10 protein-coding genes and 1 pseudogene are annotated in these 16,170 nt (G+C 66.2%); 5 read left to right on the top strand and 6 right to left on the bottom strand.

The genetic code is table 11. From position 1 onward, the window contains the following. Nucleotides 1-141: 141 nt before the first annotated feature. The 5 genes and pseudogenes from U1707_RS01790 to U1707_RS01770 all read right to left on the bottom strand — a co-directional run. Nucleotides 142-1,569: pseudogene (locus U1707_RS01790) on the bottom strand (coniferyl aldehyde dehydrogenase); the annotation flags it as partial. Nucleotides 1,570-1,961: 392 nt separating this feature from the next. Further along, complete coding sequence (locus tag U1707_RS01785; RefSeq protein WP_332798438.1) at nucleotides 1,962-3,167, bottom strand: acyl-CoA dehydrogenase family protein; 1,206 nt, start codon at nucleotides 3,165-3,167, stop codon at nucleotides 1,962-1,964. Nucleotides 3,168-3,177: 10 nt separating this feature from the next. Then, complete coding sequence (locus U1707_RS01780; RefSeq protein ID WP_332798437.1) at nucleotides 3,178-4,275, bottom strand: acyl-CoA dehydrogenase family protein; 1,098 nt, start codon at nucleotides 4,273-4,275, stop codon at nucleotides 3,178-3,180. Further along, nucleotides 4,272-5,810: an acyl-CoA synthetase gene (locus U1707_RS01775; RefSeq protein WP_332798436.1), complete on the bottom strand. Its 1,539-nt coding sequence runs from the start codon at nucleotides 5,808-5,810 to the stop codon at nucleotides 4,272-4,274. Before U1707_RS01775 ends, U1707_RS01780 begins: the two co-directional genes overlap by 4 nt. Further along, complete coding sequence (locus U1707_RS01770; protein WP_332799024.1) at nucleotides 5,810-7,063, bottom strand: acetyl-CoA C-acetyltransferase; 1,254 nt, start codon at nucleotides 7,061-7,063, stop codon at nucleotides 5,810-5,812. The genes U1707_RS01775 and U1707_RS01770 overlap by 1 nt, the downstream gene beginning before the upstream one ends. A gap of 117 nt (nucleotides 7,064-7,180) precedes the next feature. On the opposite strand from U1707_RS01770, the gene U1707_RS01765 reads away from it, so the two are divergent. Next, nucleotides 7,181-7,735 carry a TetR/AcrR family transcriptional regulator gene (locus U1707_RS01765; protein ID WP_332798435.1) on the top strand — a complete coding sequence of 185 codons (555 nt, stop codon included), beginning with the start codon at nucleotides 7,181-7,183 and terminating at the stop codon, nucleotides 7,733-7,735. Between the two features lie 56 nt (nucleotides 7,736-7,791). Continuing rightward, a complete protein-coding gene (locus U1707_RS01760; RefSeq protein WP_332798434.1) occupies nucleotides 7,792-9,411 on the top strand; it encodes a choline dehydrogenase in 1,620 nt (539 codons plus the stop codon). A gap of 237 nt (nucleotides 9,412-9,648) precedes the next feature. On the opposite strand, the gene U1707_RS01755 is transcribed toward U1707_RS01760, so the two are convergent. Further along, nucleotides 9,649-10,428, bottom strand: coding sequence for an SDR family NAD(P)-dependent oxidoreductase (locus tag U1707_RS01755; protein ID WP_332798433.1), 780 nt, complete (start codon nucleotides 10,426-10,428; stop codon nucleotides 9,649-9,651). A gap of 103 nt (nucleotides 10,429-10,531) precedes the next feature. On the opposite strand from U1707_RS01755, the gene U1707_RS01750 reads away from it, so the two are divergent. Genes U1707_RS01750 through U1707_RS01740 form a run of 3 tightly spaced genes read left to right on the top strand, consistent with a single transcriptional unit; the run spans nucleotide 10,532 to nucleotide 16,140 of the window. Continuing rightward, nucleotides 10,532-11,902, top strand: a complete 1,371-nt coding sequence (locus tag U1707_RS01750) for a cytochrome P450 (protein ID WP_332798432.1) — start codon at nucleotides 10,532-10,534, stop codon at nucleotides 11,900-11,902. A 42-nt stretch (nucleotides 11,903-11,944) separates the two neighbouring features. Continuing rightward, the gene (locus U1707_RS01745) at nucleotides 11,945-14,035 is read left to right on the top strand and encodes a prolyl oligopeptidase family serine peptidase (RefSeq protein WP_443025632.1); all 2,091 of its coding nucleotides are present in this window, start codon (nucleotides 11,945-11,947) and stop codon (nucleotides 14,033-14,035) included. Continuing rightward, the gene (locus U1707_RS01740; protein WP_332798431.1) at nucleotides 14,032-16,140 is read left to right on the top strand and encodes a S9 family peptidase; all 2,109 of its coding nucleotides are present in this window, start codon (nucleotides 14,032-14,034) and stop codon (nucleotides 16,138-16,140) included. The genes U1707_RS01745 and U1707_RS01740 overlap by 4 nt, the downstream gene beginning before the upstream one ends. The last annotated feature ends 30 nt before the right edge of the window (nucleotides 16,141-16,170 follow it).

Raw genomic sequence — 16,170 nt, 5'->3', positions numbered from 1 at the left:
AGGGAAAGTCGGCGAAGGCGGTGCACGATCAGGAGGGGTAGCGGGGCGTGGGCGGACTGTCACTTGGCCATCCTGTCCACCCCGCAAATGAAGCTGCGGCGATCCGAACGAGCGCTCGCCATCGCCCACTCCGACGGACGATCAGCGGATCATACGGGCGATCGTCTTGGCCGCGGCCGCGCCATAAGGCGGCTTCAATCCCGCCAGCTTGGCGACGTCGAGTCGCGATTGCTTGTAGACGGCGCGGGCGTGGCTGAACGTGCGGAAGCCGTCGATACCGTGATAAGCGCCCATCCCCGAGGGACCGCTGCCGCCGAACGGCAGGTCCTCCATCGAGATGTGGAAAATCACGTCGTCGAGCGTCACCCCGCCCGAGATCGTCCGGTCGAGCACGCGGCGGCGCTCCACCTCGTCGCTGCCGAAATAATACAGCCCCAGCGGCCGGTCGCGGCGGTTCACCTGCGCGATCGCGTCGTCGATGCCGTCGTAGCGGCGGATCGGCAGCACGGGGCCGAAAATCTCCTCCTGCATCACGATCATGTCGTCGGTCGCGTCGCGGACGATGTGCAGCGGCATTTTCCGCGAATTGGCGGCGGCGAAATCCTCGTTCGCGGGGTTCACGATTTCGACGGTTGCCCCCTTGGCCCTGGCATCGGCGATCCAGTCGGTAAGGCGCTGGTGGTGGCGATCGTTGATCACCGACGTGTAGTCGGCGTTGGCAAGCAGGGTTGGATACATCGCGCTGGCCGCCGCCTTGATACCATCGACGACCTTGGCTTCGTCCGCCGAGGGCACGAGCATGTAATCGGGCGCGAGACAGATCTGGCCCGCATTCATCATCTTGCCGAGCGTCACGCGTTCGGTCGCCCGCGCGATATCCGCCGACTTGCCTAGGATGACGGGCGACTTGCCACCGAGTTCGAGCGTGACGGGGGTGAGGTTGTCGGCGGCGGCGTGGAGGATGTGCCGACCGATCGCGGTCGCACCGGTAAAAATGAGATGGTCGAACGGCAGCGCGGCGAAATCCTTCCCCACATCCGGGCCACCGGTGATGATCGCGAGTTCGTCCTGCGCGAAATATTTGGGCACGATCTCCGCGAACAGCGCGGCGGTCGCCGGCGTATACTCGCTCGTCTTGGCCATCGCGCGATTGCCCGCGGCGAACACGCCCGCCAGCGGCGCGATCAACAGGTTCACGGGGAAATTCCACGGCGCGATGATGCCGACCACGCCCTTGGGTTGATATTCGACCCAAGCCTTCGCACGGAGCAGGCCAAGCGGAAACTGGACCGGCCGGCGTTCGCGCTTCATCCAGCGATCGAGATGCTTGGCGGCATGCGCGATCGGGGCGAGCGAGGCACCGATATCGGTCATCATCGTCTGCTCGGCGCTGCGGTGGCCGAAATCCTCCGACATCGCGTCGCAGAACCGCGCGGCGTTATCCCGCACCATCGCCGCCGCGCGCTTCAGGCGATCGAGCCGGACGGCCTTGGTGACCGGAAGCTCCGCCATGAACGCGTCACGCTGGATAGTGAGGATGGTGTGCATATCGGTCATCTGAGCATCCTCGAAGGGGGCGAAGGGCCTGCATCCGAAGCAGGTGGGTGAGGCACACGACTAACGGTCGTCGTTCGCGACCACTCGCGGCGACTAGACGGATCGCTCGCCGGGAGAAGATGTCGGCAACCTTCCGATAGGCCTCCTGCTTGTCGCGACGATCACCGCGCTCGACAGCAGGATGCTGGACACGAGAATGCCAACCGACAACAAGCCTTTGCTGGTCACGCCCGCATCGAACCGTGTCCGAGCGCCTATCCTGATCGAGACTGCGGCGGCATGGCCATCACTGACCACGCTTCGTTCGAGCATATCCTTATGTTTCATAAGCCAAAGCTGGACCTCCGACGGTGTTCCCGCAAGCCCCCCCTTTGACAGCGGTGGGCCCTGACCGGTGGTCCTGCTCACGCGCCGACCGGCAGGTCCCGGAACGCCTGATCCTTGTCGACGCGGATCTCGCCAGGAAGGCCGAGGACGCGTTCGGCGATGATGTTCTTGAGGATCTCGTCGGTGCCGCCGGCGATCCTCAAGCCCGGCGCCCACATCGTGGCAGCGTGGAACGCGCCTTTGAGCGGGGTCAGCGCGGGGTCGGATATGATGCCGTATTGATCGCCGGCCTCGACTGCGGTGTTGCCGATCGCCTGCAACTGGTTGGCGGCGACGATCTTGCCGATCGAGCTTTCGGGGCCGGGCACTTGGCCCTTCGACAGCGCGGTGATCGTCCGCATCCGGGTGTTGCGCAGGCCCTCCGATTGGACCCACCAGTCGGCGAGAGTCTGGCGGAACGCAGCGTCCTTCAGCAGCGGGCCGTCTGCGCCATTGGCCTGGGCAGCGAAGGCGAGGATGTCTTCCGGGCCGACGCCGCCGCTCGTGCCGATCGCGAGGCGCTCGTTCATCAGCGTGAAGAGCGCGACCTTCCAGCCGCCGTCGACTGGGCCAAGGCGCTGCGCGTCGGATATACTGACGTCCTCGAACCAGACCTCGTTGAAGCTCGACCCGCCGGACATCTGGTGGATCGGCCGGATCTCGATCCCCGGCGCCTTCAGGTCGAGCCAGAACATCGTCAGGCCCTGGTGCTTGGACACGTCGGGGTTGGTGCGGACCAGGACGATGCCATAGTCGCTGTAATGCGCGCCCGAGGTCCAGACCTTCTGGCCGTTGATCACCCAGTCGTCGCCGTCGCGGACGGCGCGCGTGCGGATCGCCGCGACGTCGGAACCGCCAGCGGGTTCGGAGAAGAGCTGCGACCAGATCTCGTCGCCGCATACCGCCGGGCCGACGAAGCGCCGCTTGGTCGCGTCGTCCGCATAGGCCATCACGGTCGGCACGCACATGCCGAGGCCGATCGTGAAATAGCTGCCATCGACCGCGTGGCGCGCTTCTTCCTGCCCGAAGATGACGCTTTCGATCGGCGTGCCACCGCCGCCGCCCCATTCCTGCGGCCACGTGATGCACGCATAGCCGCCGGCCGCTTTCCGCGCCTGCCAAGCCTTCGCCTTGGCCATGTCGTCGGCGTAATGGCCCGCGTCATGCTCAACGATGTTCGCGTCGAGCCAAGCGCGCGCGGCGGTGCGGTAGGTGGCTTCGGCGTCGCTGTCCTTGAAGTCCATGCTCGTCCTTTCAGGCGGCGTTGCGCATTTCGAGTTGGCCGACGAGGCGTTCGCGCCACGCCGCGGGGCTGCCGGCGACGAGTGCGAGCTGGCGCGAGCGCCGGTAATAGAGGTGGCAGTCGGACTCCCAGGTGAAGCCCATCCCGCCATGCGTCTGGATGTTCTCCTTCGACGCGAACCAATAGGCGTCGGAAGCGCCCACGCACGCCGTGGCGGCGGCGAGCGGGAGTTCGGCGGCGCCCGCGTTCAGCGCCCACGCACCATAATAGGCGTTCGAGCGCGCGAGTTCGTTCTTCACGTACATGTCGGCGAGCTTGTGCTTGATCGCCTGATACCCGCCGATCTGCCGGCCGAAGGCGTAGCGATCGAGCGCGTAGCCCTTCGCCATCTCAAGGCACCGATCCGCGCCCCCGAGTTGCTCGAACGCGAGGAGCACGGCGGCGCGGTCGAACACGGCCTGCATCGCGGCAATGCCGTCGTCGCTGCCCAGTTTTTCGCAAGGCGCGTCCGTGAAGGTGAGGCGGGCGGCGCTCCGCGTCGGGTCGAGCGTTTCGAGGACTTCCGCAGTGACGCCCGACCCCTTCTCGACGAGGTAGAGGCCGTCGCGCGCAAGGACGACGATCAGGTCGGCGACGTCGCCATCAGTGACGGGGATCTTTTCGCCGGTGATTTTGCCGTCGGAGACGGTGGTGCGGACCGATCGTGCAGTGACCGGGCCCGCGCCTTCCGAGGTCGCGAAGGCGCCGATGACGTCACCCGCTGCGATCCTCGGCAGCCATCGGACTTTCTGGGTGTCGCTGCCGTACAGCATCAGCGCTTCGGCAACGAAATAGACTGTCGAGGCGAACGGGATCGGGGCGCAAGCTCGCCCGAGTTCCTCTGCGATCGCGCAGAGTTCGATATGGCCGAGCCCCAGTCCACCGAACTCTTCGGGGATCGCCGCGCCGAGCCAGCCTTGTGCACCGACTGCTTTCCACAGGTCCGCATCATACGCTTTGGCGGGATCGTCGAGCACGGCTCGGACGCGGTCGCTGCCGCCGTGCGCGGACAGGAACTTGCGCGCTTCGCCCTTGAGAAATTTCTGGTCGTCGGAATAATCGAAGTTCATGCGGACTCCTTCGAATGCGCCCAATATTCGTCGCGGAGCAGGCGCTTGTAGAGCTTGCCCGTCTCATGCCGCGGCAAGGTCTCGCGAAAATCGATCCGGCGCGGCGCCTTGACGTGGCTTAGGTTCGCCCGGGCGAAGGCGCTGAGTTCGGCGGCGAGTTGCACACGATCCTCGGTCGGGTCGGCGGGGCAAATTATCGCCACGACCTGCTCGCCCATTTCGTCGTCGGGCGCCCCGATCACCGCGACGTCGGCGACTTTCGGGTGGGTGACGAGAAGGTTCTCGATCTCGGCAGGATAGATGTTCACGCCGCCCGAGATGATCATGAAGCTCTTGCGGTCGGTGAGATAGAGATAGCCCTCCTCGTCGAGCCAGCCGACGTCGCCGAGCGTCGTCCAGCCATGCCCGTTGGCGGCCTCCGCGGTCTTGGCGGGATCGTTGTGGTATTCGAATGCGCCGCCGCCCGCGAAATACACGTCGCCTTCCGCGCGCGGTGGCAGTGCATTGCCGTCCTCGTCGCAGATCATCGTCTGCGCGGTCAGGTTGCGGCCGACCGAGCCCCTGTGCGTCAGCCATTCCGCGCTGGAGATCGCGCAGAACCCGTTGCCTTCGGTACCGGCGTAATACTCGCCGATGATCGGTCCCCACCAGTCGATCATCGCCTGCTTGACTGGGAGCGGGCATGGGGCGGCGGCGTGCCACACCGCCTTGAGCGACGACACGTCGTAGCGAGCGCGGACCTCAGGCGGGAGTTTGAGCAGGCGGATGAAGTGCGTCGGCACCCATTGCGCGTGCGTGATCCGATAGCGCTCGATCGCGGCGAGCGCGGCTTCGGGATCGAAATGTTCCATTACGACGACGGTGCCGCCGACCTGATGCACTGCCATCGACCAGCGCAAAGGCGCTGCGTGATAGAGCGGGGCGGGCGAGAGGTAGATCATCTCTGGCGTGAACCCGTACAGCCCCTTGCCGAGCATCACGAGCGGCGAGACGTTGGTGCCGAACGCCTCCTCCGACAGTGCGTGCTTGACGCCCTTCGGCTTGCCAGTGGTGCCCGACGAATAGAGCAGGATGCCGCCGGGCGACGGATCGGCGATAGGCGTAGCGGGCATCGCATCGCGTGCGGCTTCGTAGGCCGCGTACCCGTCGATTGGGCCGTCGACGACGTAGCGGCGCACGTCGTCAAGCATCGGTACCAGCGCGGCGGCAACCTCGGCGCATCCCTTGCTCACGATCAGCGCCCGGCAATCGCCGTCGCGGATGATGTACGCGGCCTCGACCGCAGTCAGTTTCGACGAAAGGCAGGTGCAGTAGACGCCGGTGCGTTCGGCCGCCCACATCACCTCCAGATAGCGCGGCGAATTGTCCATCAGCACCGCAATCCCATCGCCGCGCTTCAGCCCGAGCGAGCGGAGCAGGTGCGCACCCCGGTTCGCCCGTTCGTCCAAGTCGCGATACGTCACCGTCTCGCCCGTCGCCGCCATGATGTAGGCGGGTTTGTCGGGCGACGTCAGCGCATGCGCGACGGGGTGCATCAGACGCGCTCGATGATGATCGCCGGCGCCATCCCGCCGCCCGCGCACATCGTCACGAGCCCGCGCTTCAGGTCGCGGCGTTCGAGCTCGTCGAGGATCGTGCCGATCAGGATAGCCCCGGTCGCGCCGATCGGGTGGCCGAGCGCGATCGATCCGCCGTTGACGTTCACCTTGTCGCGGTCGAGCTTCAGGTCGCGGATGAACTTCTCCGCGACCACCGCGAACGCCTCGTTGATCTCCCACAGGTCGATGTCGTCGACCGTCAGCCCGGCTTTCGCCAGCACTTTCCGCGCGGCGGGGACGGGGGCGTTGAGCATCAGCGTCGGGTCGTCGCCCATGTTCGCCATCGCGACGATCCGCGCGCGGGGCTTTAACCCGTGCTTGGCCGCATAGTCGGCGCTGGCGAGCAGTACGGCGGCGGCGCCATCGACCACGCCCGACGAATTGCCGGCGTGATGGACATGCGCGATCTCCAGGCCGGGATAGCGGCGGTTGATCTGCTTGCGATATGTCGTGCCCTTGTCGTCGAGCGGCACGTCGGCGATCCCCGCGAATGAGGGGCGGAGCGCGGCGAGGCCCTCGGCGGTGGTGTCTGGCCGCGGATATTCGTCCTTTTCAAGCACCAGCGCGCCGGTATCGTCGGTAACGGGGACGATGCTGCGATCGAACCGCCCTTCGGCGATCGCCACCGCGGCGCGGCGCTGGCTTTCGAGCCCGAGCGCTTCGAGCGTTTTACGGTCGATCCCCTCGATGCTGGCGATCGCGTCGGCGCAGATGCCCTGGTTCGATTGCGGATGCGCCGCGTCGAGCCTGGCGTTGCCCGATCCGATCCCGAGCGGCCGCTTGCCCGCCGCCATGTCGTCCTGCATCATCGTCGTGGTCAGCGACATCATCTCGGTGCCGCCGGCGATGACGAGGTCTTCCATGCCGCTCATAATCTGCGCCGCGGCAAAGTTCACGGCCGTAATTCCGCCGCCGCAGAACCTGTCGAGCGTCGTTCCGCTCGCCTTCACGTCATAGCCCGCATCGAGTGCCGCCATCCGCCCAAGATCACCGCTCTGCTCGCCGCGCTGCGTCGAGGTCGACCAGATGATGTCGTCGACGTCGGCGGTGTCGAGATGGTTGCGTTCGGCGATCGCCTTGAGCACCGTCGCTGCGAGGTGTTGCGGATGCATGTGCGCGAGCGCGCCCTTACCCGTCTTGCCGATCCCGCGCGGGGTACGGACGGCGTCGATGATCAGTGCCTCGGCCAACATCGCTCTCCTCTTGCACCCGCCGCTATGGTGCGGTCGTGGTGCCTGATGCCGGATTGCGTCCGGCTTCGTTCCGACGTAACATTCGTTATGGGAAATGGCTTGTCAAGTACGGTAATGGAAGCTGTGACAGCACCACGCGTGGATTTGGCGCCGCGCGACTGGCTTGAGATCGGGCTGCAGCTGTTGAAGGATGGCGGCCTGCGCGCGCTGAAACTTCGCGGTCTCGCGCAGACGCTCGGCGCATCGACCGGAAGCTTCTATCATCACTTCAAGGATTTCGACGGGTATCACGCGGCGCTCGCGCGATATTTCGTGGAGGCGCATATCGACCCGCTCGTCGCAGCGTTGTCCGCGGCTGACCTGCCGCCGGTCGAGCGGATCCGGGCGTTCGCGGACCATGTGCGCGATCACGATATGGCACAGCTGGCGCTGGCGATGCGGGCCTGGGCGAAAAGCGACGCCCGTGCGGCGGCCGCGATCCGCGATCATGACGACAAGGTGGTGGCGTTCCTGACGACGCAACTGGCGGCACATGGGTTCGACCCGAAAGAGGCCGCGATCCGCAGCTATGCGCTGCTGGCGATAGGTCTCAGCCAGGTGCATGCGGCCGAAGGGATCGAGCGCGGCGTGTTACGCGAGGGATTGCTGACCCTGCTGTGCGAGCGCTAGCGTATCGAGGTGAAGCGACTCCGTAAAAAGCGGAGCGTTATGGGGAGGATGCGGGCATGCAAACGTATGACTACGTGATTATCGGCGCGGGCTCGGCCGGCTGTGTGCTGTCTGCGCGGCTGACCGAGGACCCCGACGTGTCGGTGCTGCTGCTCGAGGCGGGCGGGCGCAACGACGGCGTGTTGGTGCGGATGCCCGCGGGGGTCGGCGAACTGATCAAGAGCAAGAATGCGAGCAACTGGGGCTTTTCGACCGAGCCCGAGCCGCATCTCGACAACCGTCGGCTGTGGTGGCCGCGTGGCAAGGGGCTGGGCGGCAGTTCGTCGATCAACGGCATGGTCTACACGCGGGGGCACCCGCAGGATTACGACGAATGGCGTCAGATGGGGCTGCCGGGTTGGTCGTTCGACGACGTGCTGCCCTATTTCAAGCGGCTCGAAGGGCATCATCGCGGTGAGTGCGTGCTGCATGGTGGCGGCGGGCCGCTGACGATCTCGGGCGGGGAGTCCGACAGTCCGTTCTATGACGCGCTGGTCGAGGCTGGGCGACAGGCTGGGTATCCGGTGACCGAGGATTTTAATGGGACGAGCCAGGAGGGGTTCGGCCGCTACGACCTGACGGTGGCGGACGGGAAGCGCTGGAGCACGGCGGCGGCGTATCTGCGGCCGGTGCTGTCGCGGCGCAACCTGACTTGCGTCACGGGCGCGCGGACGACGCGGATCCGGATCGACAAGGGACGTGCGACCGGCGTCGATTACGTGCTCGACAAGGGCGCGCGCGGGGAGAGCGTGACGGCGACGCGTGAAGTGCTGTTGTGCGCGGGCGCGGTGCAGTCGCCACACATCCTCCAGCTGTCGGGTATCGGCGATCCGGATCGGCTGACCGCCGCGGGGGTCGGCGTGGTGCACGCGCTGCCCGGTGTTGGCGAGAACCTTCAGGATCACCTCGACGTCGTGATGAACTGGAAATCGCGCGGGCTGCGAACCGGGTACGCGATGACCAAGGGCGTGGGGATGATCGGCGTCGGGCTCAATTACCTGTTGCGCGGCAAGGGAGCGGGGCGTCAGCAGTTTCTGGAGGCGGGGGCGTTCGTGTCGTCGCGGGAGGGGCTGTCGCGGCCGGACGTGCAGATTCACGCGGTGCTCGCGATCATGCAGGATCACGGCAAGACCAAGGCGATCGAGGACGGCTTCACGCTGCATCTCTGCCAGTTGCGGCCGCAGAGTCGCGGACGGATCGGGCTGCGCTCTGCCGATCCGTTTGCCGATCCAACGATCGTCGCGAACTATCTCGCGACCGCGGAGGATCGCCGAGTGATGCGCGCCTGCGTCGGGATCGGTCGCGATGTCGCACGGCAGGCGGCGCTCGATCCGTACCGGGCGGGGGAGTTGTCGCCGGGCGAGGATGTCCGCACCGACGACGAGATCGACGCCTGGGTGCGGCGGACGGCCGAGACGATCTATCACCCAGTCGGCACGTGCAAGATGGGAACGGCCGACGATGCGCTGGCGGTGGTCGATGCGACCCTGGCTGTGCGCGGCTTGCAAGGGCTGCGGGTGGTGGACGCGTCGGTAATGCCGACGCTGATCGGGTCGAACACCAACGCACCGACCATCATGATCGCGGAGAAGGCGGCGGACATGATCAAGGGGCGGCAGTTGGCGCGCGCGGCTTAAGGACCGCTACCAAGCACCACCTCGGCGACGAGGCACCACCCCGGCAGAGGCCGGGGCCCAATTGGAAAGGTCGCAGTAACGAAGCACGGCCCTTTGTCACTGATGTCACCCCAATTGGGCCCCGGCCTTCGCCGGGGTGGATGTTGTTACCAAGCGCACCCATCGCCGCCTCACCATCTTCCAAGCGGTAGAGGGAAGGAGCCATCACCGCTCGTTATAGGAAGGGTGAGGACGATTTTACCGAGGCGCCATCCGGATCGCGCCGTCCAGCCGCACGTCCTCCCCGTTAAAATACCCGCACTCGATCATCGTCAGCGCGAGCGCCGCAAACTCCTCCGGCCGCCCGAGCCGCTTCGGAAACGGCACCGATGCCGCCAGCGCATCGCGCACTGGCTGCGGCGCGGCGGCCAGCAACGGTGTGTCGAAAATCCCCGGCAGGATCGTGTTCACGCGGATCCCCTCGCTCATCAGATCGCGCGCGATCGGCAGCGTCATGCCGACCACGCCCGCCTTCGACGCGGAATAGGCGGCCTGGCCCATCTGGCCGTCCTCCGCCGCCGCGCTTGCCGTATTGACGATAGCCCCCCGCTCGCCGTCCTCGCCGGGTTCGAGCGTCAGCATCCCCGCCGCCGACTTGGCGAGGCAGCGGAACGTGCCGACGAGGTTGATCTGAATGATCCGGTCGAACGCATCGAGCGGGAAATGCTTGATCGAGCCGTCCTGCTTCGATCGACCCGCGGTCTTCACCGCGTTGCCGGTGCCCGCGCAATTGACGAGGATCCGCTCCTGACCATGCGCCGCGCGGGCCGCCGCGAACCCGGCATCGACGCTGTCGTCCGACGTCACGTCGACCTTGCAGAACACGCCGCCGATCTCCGCCGCCAGCGCTTCGCCCTTGTCCGCCTGAAGGTCGAAGATCGCCACCTTCGCGCCTTTGGCGGCCAGCGCACGCGCAGTCGCTGCGCCCAAACCCGACGCGCCGCCGGTCACAACGGCAGCACTGTTTGCGAGGTCCATGCATCTCTCCTGTCAAAGCCCGGAATCCCCGTCCCGGTTGCAGAACATTAGTTATGCCCGTATTCGAGGCTTGCCAAGCCGGCATGTCGCTGAGGATCCGACGATGAGCCACGCCGTGTTGCAAAACGCCAGCCCGCATTGGCTGCCGCGTCAGTCCAAGGGCGCGCTCGATCACATCCCCGGCAGCTACGGCCTGCCGTTGGTCGGCAACACCTTCAAGTTGCTCGCCGACCCGATCGCGTTCTCGGAAAACATGGCGGCGCAGTACGGCCCGGTCTATCGTAATCGCGCACTGGGCGGCATTGGCGTGACCCTGCTCGGACCCGACGCGAACGAGCTGGTCCTGTTCGACCGCGACAAGATATTTTCGTCCGAACAGGGCTGGGGGCCGATCCTCAACCTGCTGTTCCCGCGCGGCTTGATGCTGATGGATTTCGACAAGCATCGCGCCGACCGGAAGACGCTGTCGGTGGCGTTCAAGCCCGAACCGATGCGGCATTATACGCGCGAACTCGACGCAGGGATCAAGGCTGCGGTCGGAAACTGGAGCGGCCAGACGGTGCGCTTCTACGACGTGGTCAAGAAGCTCACGCTCGACCTTGCCGCGACCAGCTTCCTCGGGGTGCCGCTCGGCGCGGAGGCGGACCGGATCAATCAAGCGTTCGTCGACGAGGTGCAGGCGAGCGTCTCGCCGATCCGCAAGCCGTGGCCGGGCACGCAGATGCGCAAGGGGGTGAAGGCCCGCGCCTATCTGGTCGACTTTTTCGAGCGCGAAATCCCCGCGCGACGCAACGGCGACGGCCAGGACTTCTTCTCGCAATTCTGCCGCGCGACCGATGACGACGGTGCGCCGCTGACCGCGCTGGCGATTGCCGACCATATGAATTTCCTGATGATGGCCGCGCACGACACGATCACCTCGTCGGCCACCAGCTTGGTCATGTTGCTGGCGCGCAACCCGGAGTGGCAGGAGCGTTTGCGCGAGGAGGTCGTCGCGCTCGACCCGGCGGTGCCGCTGACCGAGCAACTCGACCGCCTCGTCCTCACCGAATACGCGTTCAAGGAATCGCTGCGGATGATGCCGCCGGTCCCGTCGATCCCGCGCCGCGCGCTGAAGGATTTCAGCTTCGGCGGGTATGATATCCCTGCGGGCACCAGCGTCGGCACCGCCATCACCTACACGCACCGCATGGCCGAGCATTGGCCCGATCCCGACCGGTTCGACCCGCTGCGCTTCACGCCCGAGGCATCCAAGGGGCGGCACCGGTTTGCGTGGGTGCCGTTCGGCGGCGGCGCGCACATGTGCATCGGGCTGCACTTCGCGACGATGCAGATGCGGCTGCTGATCGCGCACCTGCTCATGCGCTATCGGATCGAGGCGGCGGCGGGCAGCGGCGACGCGTGGCAGGTCTTCCCGATTCCGCGGCCGAAGGATGGTTTGCCGGTCACGTTCGTACCGCTTGCCTCCACGTGATAATGTGTCATCGTACTGCGGTTCATTCGAAGGAGCCGCCCGTTGCGCTTGACCATTGCTCTCCTCCTACTGCTCGCGGCGACGCCGGCCTTTGCCCAGCAACAGCCGACCGCCCCAGTGCCTGCCCCCGTCCCCGATGGTCCGACGCGTAGCTTCACGGGGAGCGACCTGTTCGGCCTGACGATCGCGGCGGACCCGCAGATCAGCCCGGACGGCAAGACGATCGTCTATGTCCGCCGCACCGGCGACGTGATGACCGACAAGATGCAATCCTCGCTCTGGCTGATCGACGTCGCGAGCGGACGGCAGACGCCCTTCGCCACTGACGGCAGCAGCCCGCGCTGGTCGCCCGACGGGGCAAGGATCGCTTACGCTGCGCGCGACGGCGAGGGATCGCAATTGTTCGTCCGCTGGCTAAGTGGTTCGACGAGTGCGCGCGTGACAAGTTTCCCCGGCGATCCGCAGGCGCTCGCCTGGTCGCCGGACGGCACCAAGCTCGCCTACATCGCCACGGTAGCAGGCGAGGGCACCAAGCTCGGCACGCAGCCGCCCAAGCCAGAGGGCGCGAAATGGGCCGAGCCGCTGACGATCATCGACCGGGTCAACTACCGCAACGACGGGCCGGGCTATGTGAAGCCGGGCTACGACCACCTCTTCGTGGTCGGCGCGGATGGGGGCGCCGCCCGGCAACTGACATATGGCAAGTTCGACGACGGCGGGCCGCTGTCTTGGACGCCCGATGGTCGCAGCATCGTCTTCGCCGCGATCCGTGGACCAGCCGCCGACCGCCAAGTGATGAACTCCGACGTGATCGCGGTCGATACGAGCGGCGGCACGATCCGGACGCTGACGACCCGCGATGGCCCCGACGCGCAGCCACGTGTCTCGCCGGATGGCTCGAAGATCGCTTGGCTCGGCTTCGACGACAAGCGCCGCAGCTACGAGAACACGCAGCTCTATGTCGGCGACCGCGATGCCGCCTCGCCGCGCTCGCTCACCGCGACACTCGACCGCGCGATCGAGGACGCGGTGTGGTCCGCCGACGGCCGCAGCCTGTATGCGAGCTACGACGATCACGGCCAGCGTCGCGTCGCGCGCGTTGGGGTCGATGGTCGCGTCACGCCGCTGATCGACAACGTCGCGGGCGGCGGGCTCGACCGGCCCTATACCGGCGGCGAGTTCTCGGTCTCGAAGGGCGGCACGATCGCCTATACCGGCGGCGATGCGAGCGCCCCCGCCGACGTCTGGGTGCTGGCGGGCGGCAAACCGCGACGCCTGACGACGCTCAACGCGGTGCTGACCGGATCGAAGGCGCTCGCACAGGTCCGGAAGATCGCGGTGACCGCGCCCGATGGTCGGCCGATCGACGCCTGGCTCGCGACCCCGCCGGGCCGTGTCGCGGGCCAGCGCGTGCCGCTGATCCTCGAGATCCACGGTGGCCCGAACGCCGCCTACGGCCCCGGCTTCGCGACGGACGTGCAGCTCTACGCCGCCGCCGGCTATGCGGTGCTGTGGACCAACCCGCGCGGCTCGACCTCCTACGGCGCCGAGTTCGCCAACCTGATCGACAAGACCTACCCAGCTGCCGATTACGACGATCTGATCGCCTCGGTCGACGCGGCGATCAAGGACGGGACCGCCGATCCCGACAATCTGTTCGTGACCGGCGGTTCTGGAGGCGGGCTGCTGACCGCGTGGATCGTCGGCAAGACCGACCGGTTCAAGGCCGCCGCGACGCAGAAGCCGGTGATCAACTGGATCAGCGAGGCGCTGACGATGGACAACACGCTGTTCACCTCGCGCTACTGGTTCACCAAGCTGCCGTGGCAGGATCCGATGAGCTATTGGAACCGCTCACCGCTGAGCCTGGTCGGCAACGTCAAGACGCCGACGCTGGTGGTGGTAGGGGGTGACGATTACCGGACGCCGGTCAGCGAGTCCGAGCAATATTACGCGGCGCTCCAGATTCGCGGCGTGCCGACCGCGCTGGTGAAGGTGCCGGGGGCTAGTCACGGCGGCCTGGCCGCTCGCCCATCGCAATCGGCGGCGAAAGCGTCGGCGATCATCGCCTGGTTCGATCGATACCGGAAGCCGGCAGGCGCAACGACGCCGGCACAGGGAGCAGCACAATGACGATACGATACATGATGCTGGCCGGCGTGGCGCTGGTCTCGACCGCGGCGGTCGCACAGGTCCAGCCGCCGCGTGTCGCGAAGAAGCCGTTCCAGGTGACGTCGCCCAACGGCGCGCGCGAGGACGATTATTACTGGCTGCGCGACGACACGCGGAAGAACCCGGCGATGCTCGCCTATCTCGCCGCGGAGAACGCCTATGCCGATGCGCAACTCGCGTCGCTGAAGCCGCTCCAGGCGAAACTGTACAAAGAGACCCTTTCGCACATCAAGCAGGACGACAGCTCCGTGCCGTATGCGAAGAACGGTTATTATTACGGATCGCGGTTCCAGACCGGCGCGGATTACCCGATCCTCGAACGCCGGAAGGGAAGCCGCACCGCGCCTGCCGAAACGCTGTTCGACGAGCCGGCGATGGCAAAGGGACACAGCTTCTTCGCGCTGAGCGACTGGGCGGTGAGCCCCGACAACGCCCGCGTCGCCTGGGCGGAAGATACCGTCGGCCGTCGCCAGTATGTCCTCAAGGTAAAGGACCTCGCGACCGGCGCGACGATCGCCGACACGCTCTCGAACATCGAGCCGAACGTCGTCTGGGCGGACGACAACAAGACCTTGCTGTACGTCGAGAAGGACCCGGTCACGCTCCGGGGCTACCGCGTGAAGGCGCACGTCCTCGGCACGTCCGTCGCCAGCGATCGGCTGCTGTACGAGGAGAAGGACGACACCTATTCGATGGGTGTCTCGCGCACGGCAGACGACAAGTTCGTCTGCATCGGCGTGAGCAGCACGGTCAGCGACGAGCAACGTTGCGCACCGGCCGCTGCGCCGACAAATTTTACGATCGTCGCACCACGCGCACGCGAGTTCCGCTACAGCGCGGATCATATCGGCAATCGCTGGATCATCCGCACCAACAAGGCCGCAAAAAACTACAAGCTGGTGACCGTTGCCGACGCCGATCTGGCCAAGGGCACGGCCGCGTGGCGTGACCTGACGCCAGCCAGCGACACTGTCTTCATCGAAGGCTTCAAACCGTTCGACGGCTTCGTCGCGATCGACCAGCGCGAGGGCGGCAATCGCATGATCCGCGTGCTGAACGACGCGGGCAAGTCCACCCCCGTCACCGCCGACGAACCCGCCTATCGCATGTCGCTCGACGTCAACGAGGAGACGTCCACGCCGTGGGTGCGCTACACATACGGTTCGCTCGCCACGCCGACCACGACGTACGAGGTCAATGCGAAGACCGGTGAACGCCGCGTGCTGAAGGTCGCGCCGGTGCCGGGCTACGACCCCGCGAAGTACGTCACCGAACGCGTATGGGCACCCGCACGAGACGGTACGCGGATCCCCGTGTCGCTGGTCTATGCCAAGGGCACCAAGCGAGAAGGCACCGCGCCACTCTTCCAATACGCCTATGGCAGCTACGGCATTTCGAGCGACCCGGCGGTCGATCCGGGCCGGATCGGGCTGCTCGATCGCGGCGTGGTCTATGCGATCGCGCATATCCGCGGCGGGCAGGAGATGGGGCGCGGCTGGTATGACGACGGGCATCTGCTCAACAAGAAGAACAGCTTCACCGACTTCATCGACGTCACGCGCTATCTCGTCGCTCAGAAATACGCGGCGAAGGACCGCGTAGCCGCGATAGGCGGCAGTGCGGGCGGGCTGCTGATGGGCGGCGTCGCGAACATGGCGCCGGCGGACTACAGGCTGATCATCGCGCAGGTCCCGTTCGTCGACGTCGTGACGACGATGCTCGATGCCTCGATCCCGCTGACGACGTTCGAGTACGACGAATGGGGCAACCCCGCAAAGAAGCCGTTCTACGACTACATGCTGAGCTACTCGCCGTACGACAACGTCAAGGCCAAGGCGTATCCGGCAATGTATGTCGGCACCGGCCTATGGGATAGCCAAGTGCAATATTACGAGCCGACCAAGTGGGTCGCCAAGCTCCGCGAGCTCAAGACCGACAAGAACCCGCTGCTGTTTCGCGTCAACATGGAGGCGGGGCATGGCGGCAAGTCGGGTCGCTTCGAACGCTATCGCCAGAATTCCGAATGGCAGGCGTTCATGCTGCAACAGCTCGGTTTGGCGAAATAGGCAGCTTTGCGAAACCATGTCGAGGGGCAC

The organism is Sphingomonas sandaracina, assembly GCF_036663695.1.
Taxonomy (GTDB): Bacteria; Pseudomonadota; Alphaproteobacteria; order Sphingomonadales; family Sphingomonadaceae; genus Sphingomonas.
This window is presented reverse-complemented; position numbering and strand designations above follow the sequence as displayed.

Bases quoted from the DNA above. Each gene is read 5' to 3' on its own strand.
- U1707_RS01740 (WP_332798431.1), top strand. From the start codon at position 14,032: ATGACGATACGATACATGATGCTGGCCGGCGTGGCGCTGGTCTCGACC.
- U1707_RS01760 (WP_332798434.1), top strand. From the start codon at position 7,792: ATGCAAACGTATGACTACGTGATTATCGGCGCGGGCTCGGCCGGCTGT.
- U1707_RS01785 (WP_332798438.1), bottom strand. From the start codon at position 3,167: ATGGACTTCAAGGACAGCGACGCCGAAGCCACCTACCGCACCGCCGCG.
- U1707_RS01750 (WP_332798432.1), top strand. From the start codon at position 10,532: ATGAGCCACGCCGTGTTGCAAAACGCCAGCCCGCATTGGCTGCCGCGT.
- U1707_RS01755 (WP_332798433.1), bottom strand. From the start codon at position 10,428: ATGGACCTCGCAAACAGTGCTGCCGTTGTGACCGGCGGCGCGTCGGGT.
- U1707_RS01765 (WP_332798435.1), top strand. From the start codon at position 7,181: ATGGAAGCTGTGACAGCACCACGCGTGGATTTGGCGCCGCGCGACTGG.
- U1707_RS01775 (WP_332798436.1), bottom strand. From the start codon at position 5,810: ATGCACCCCGTCGCGCATGCGCTGACGTCGCCCGACAAACCCGCCTAC.
- U1707_RS01780 (WP_332798437.1), bottom strand. From the start codon at position 4,275: ATGAACTTCGATTATTCCGACGACCAGAAATTTCTCAAGGGCGAAGCG.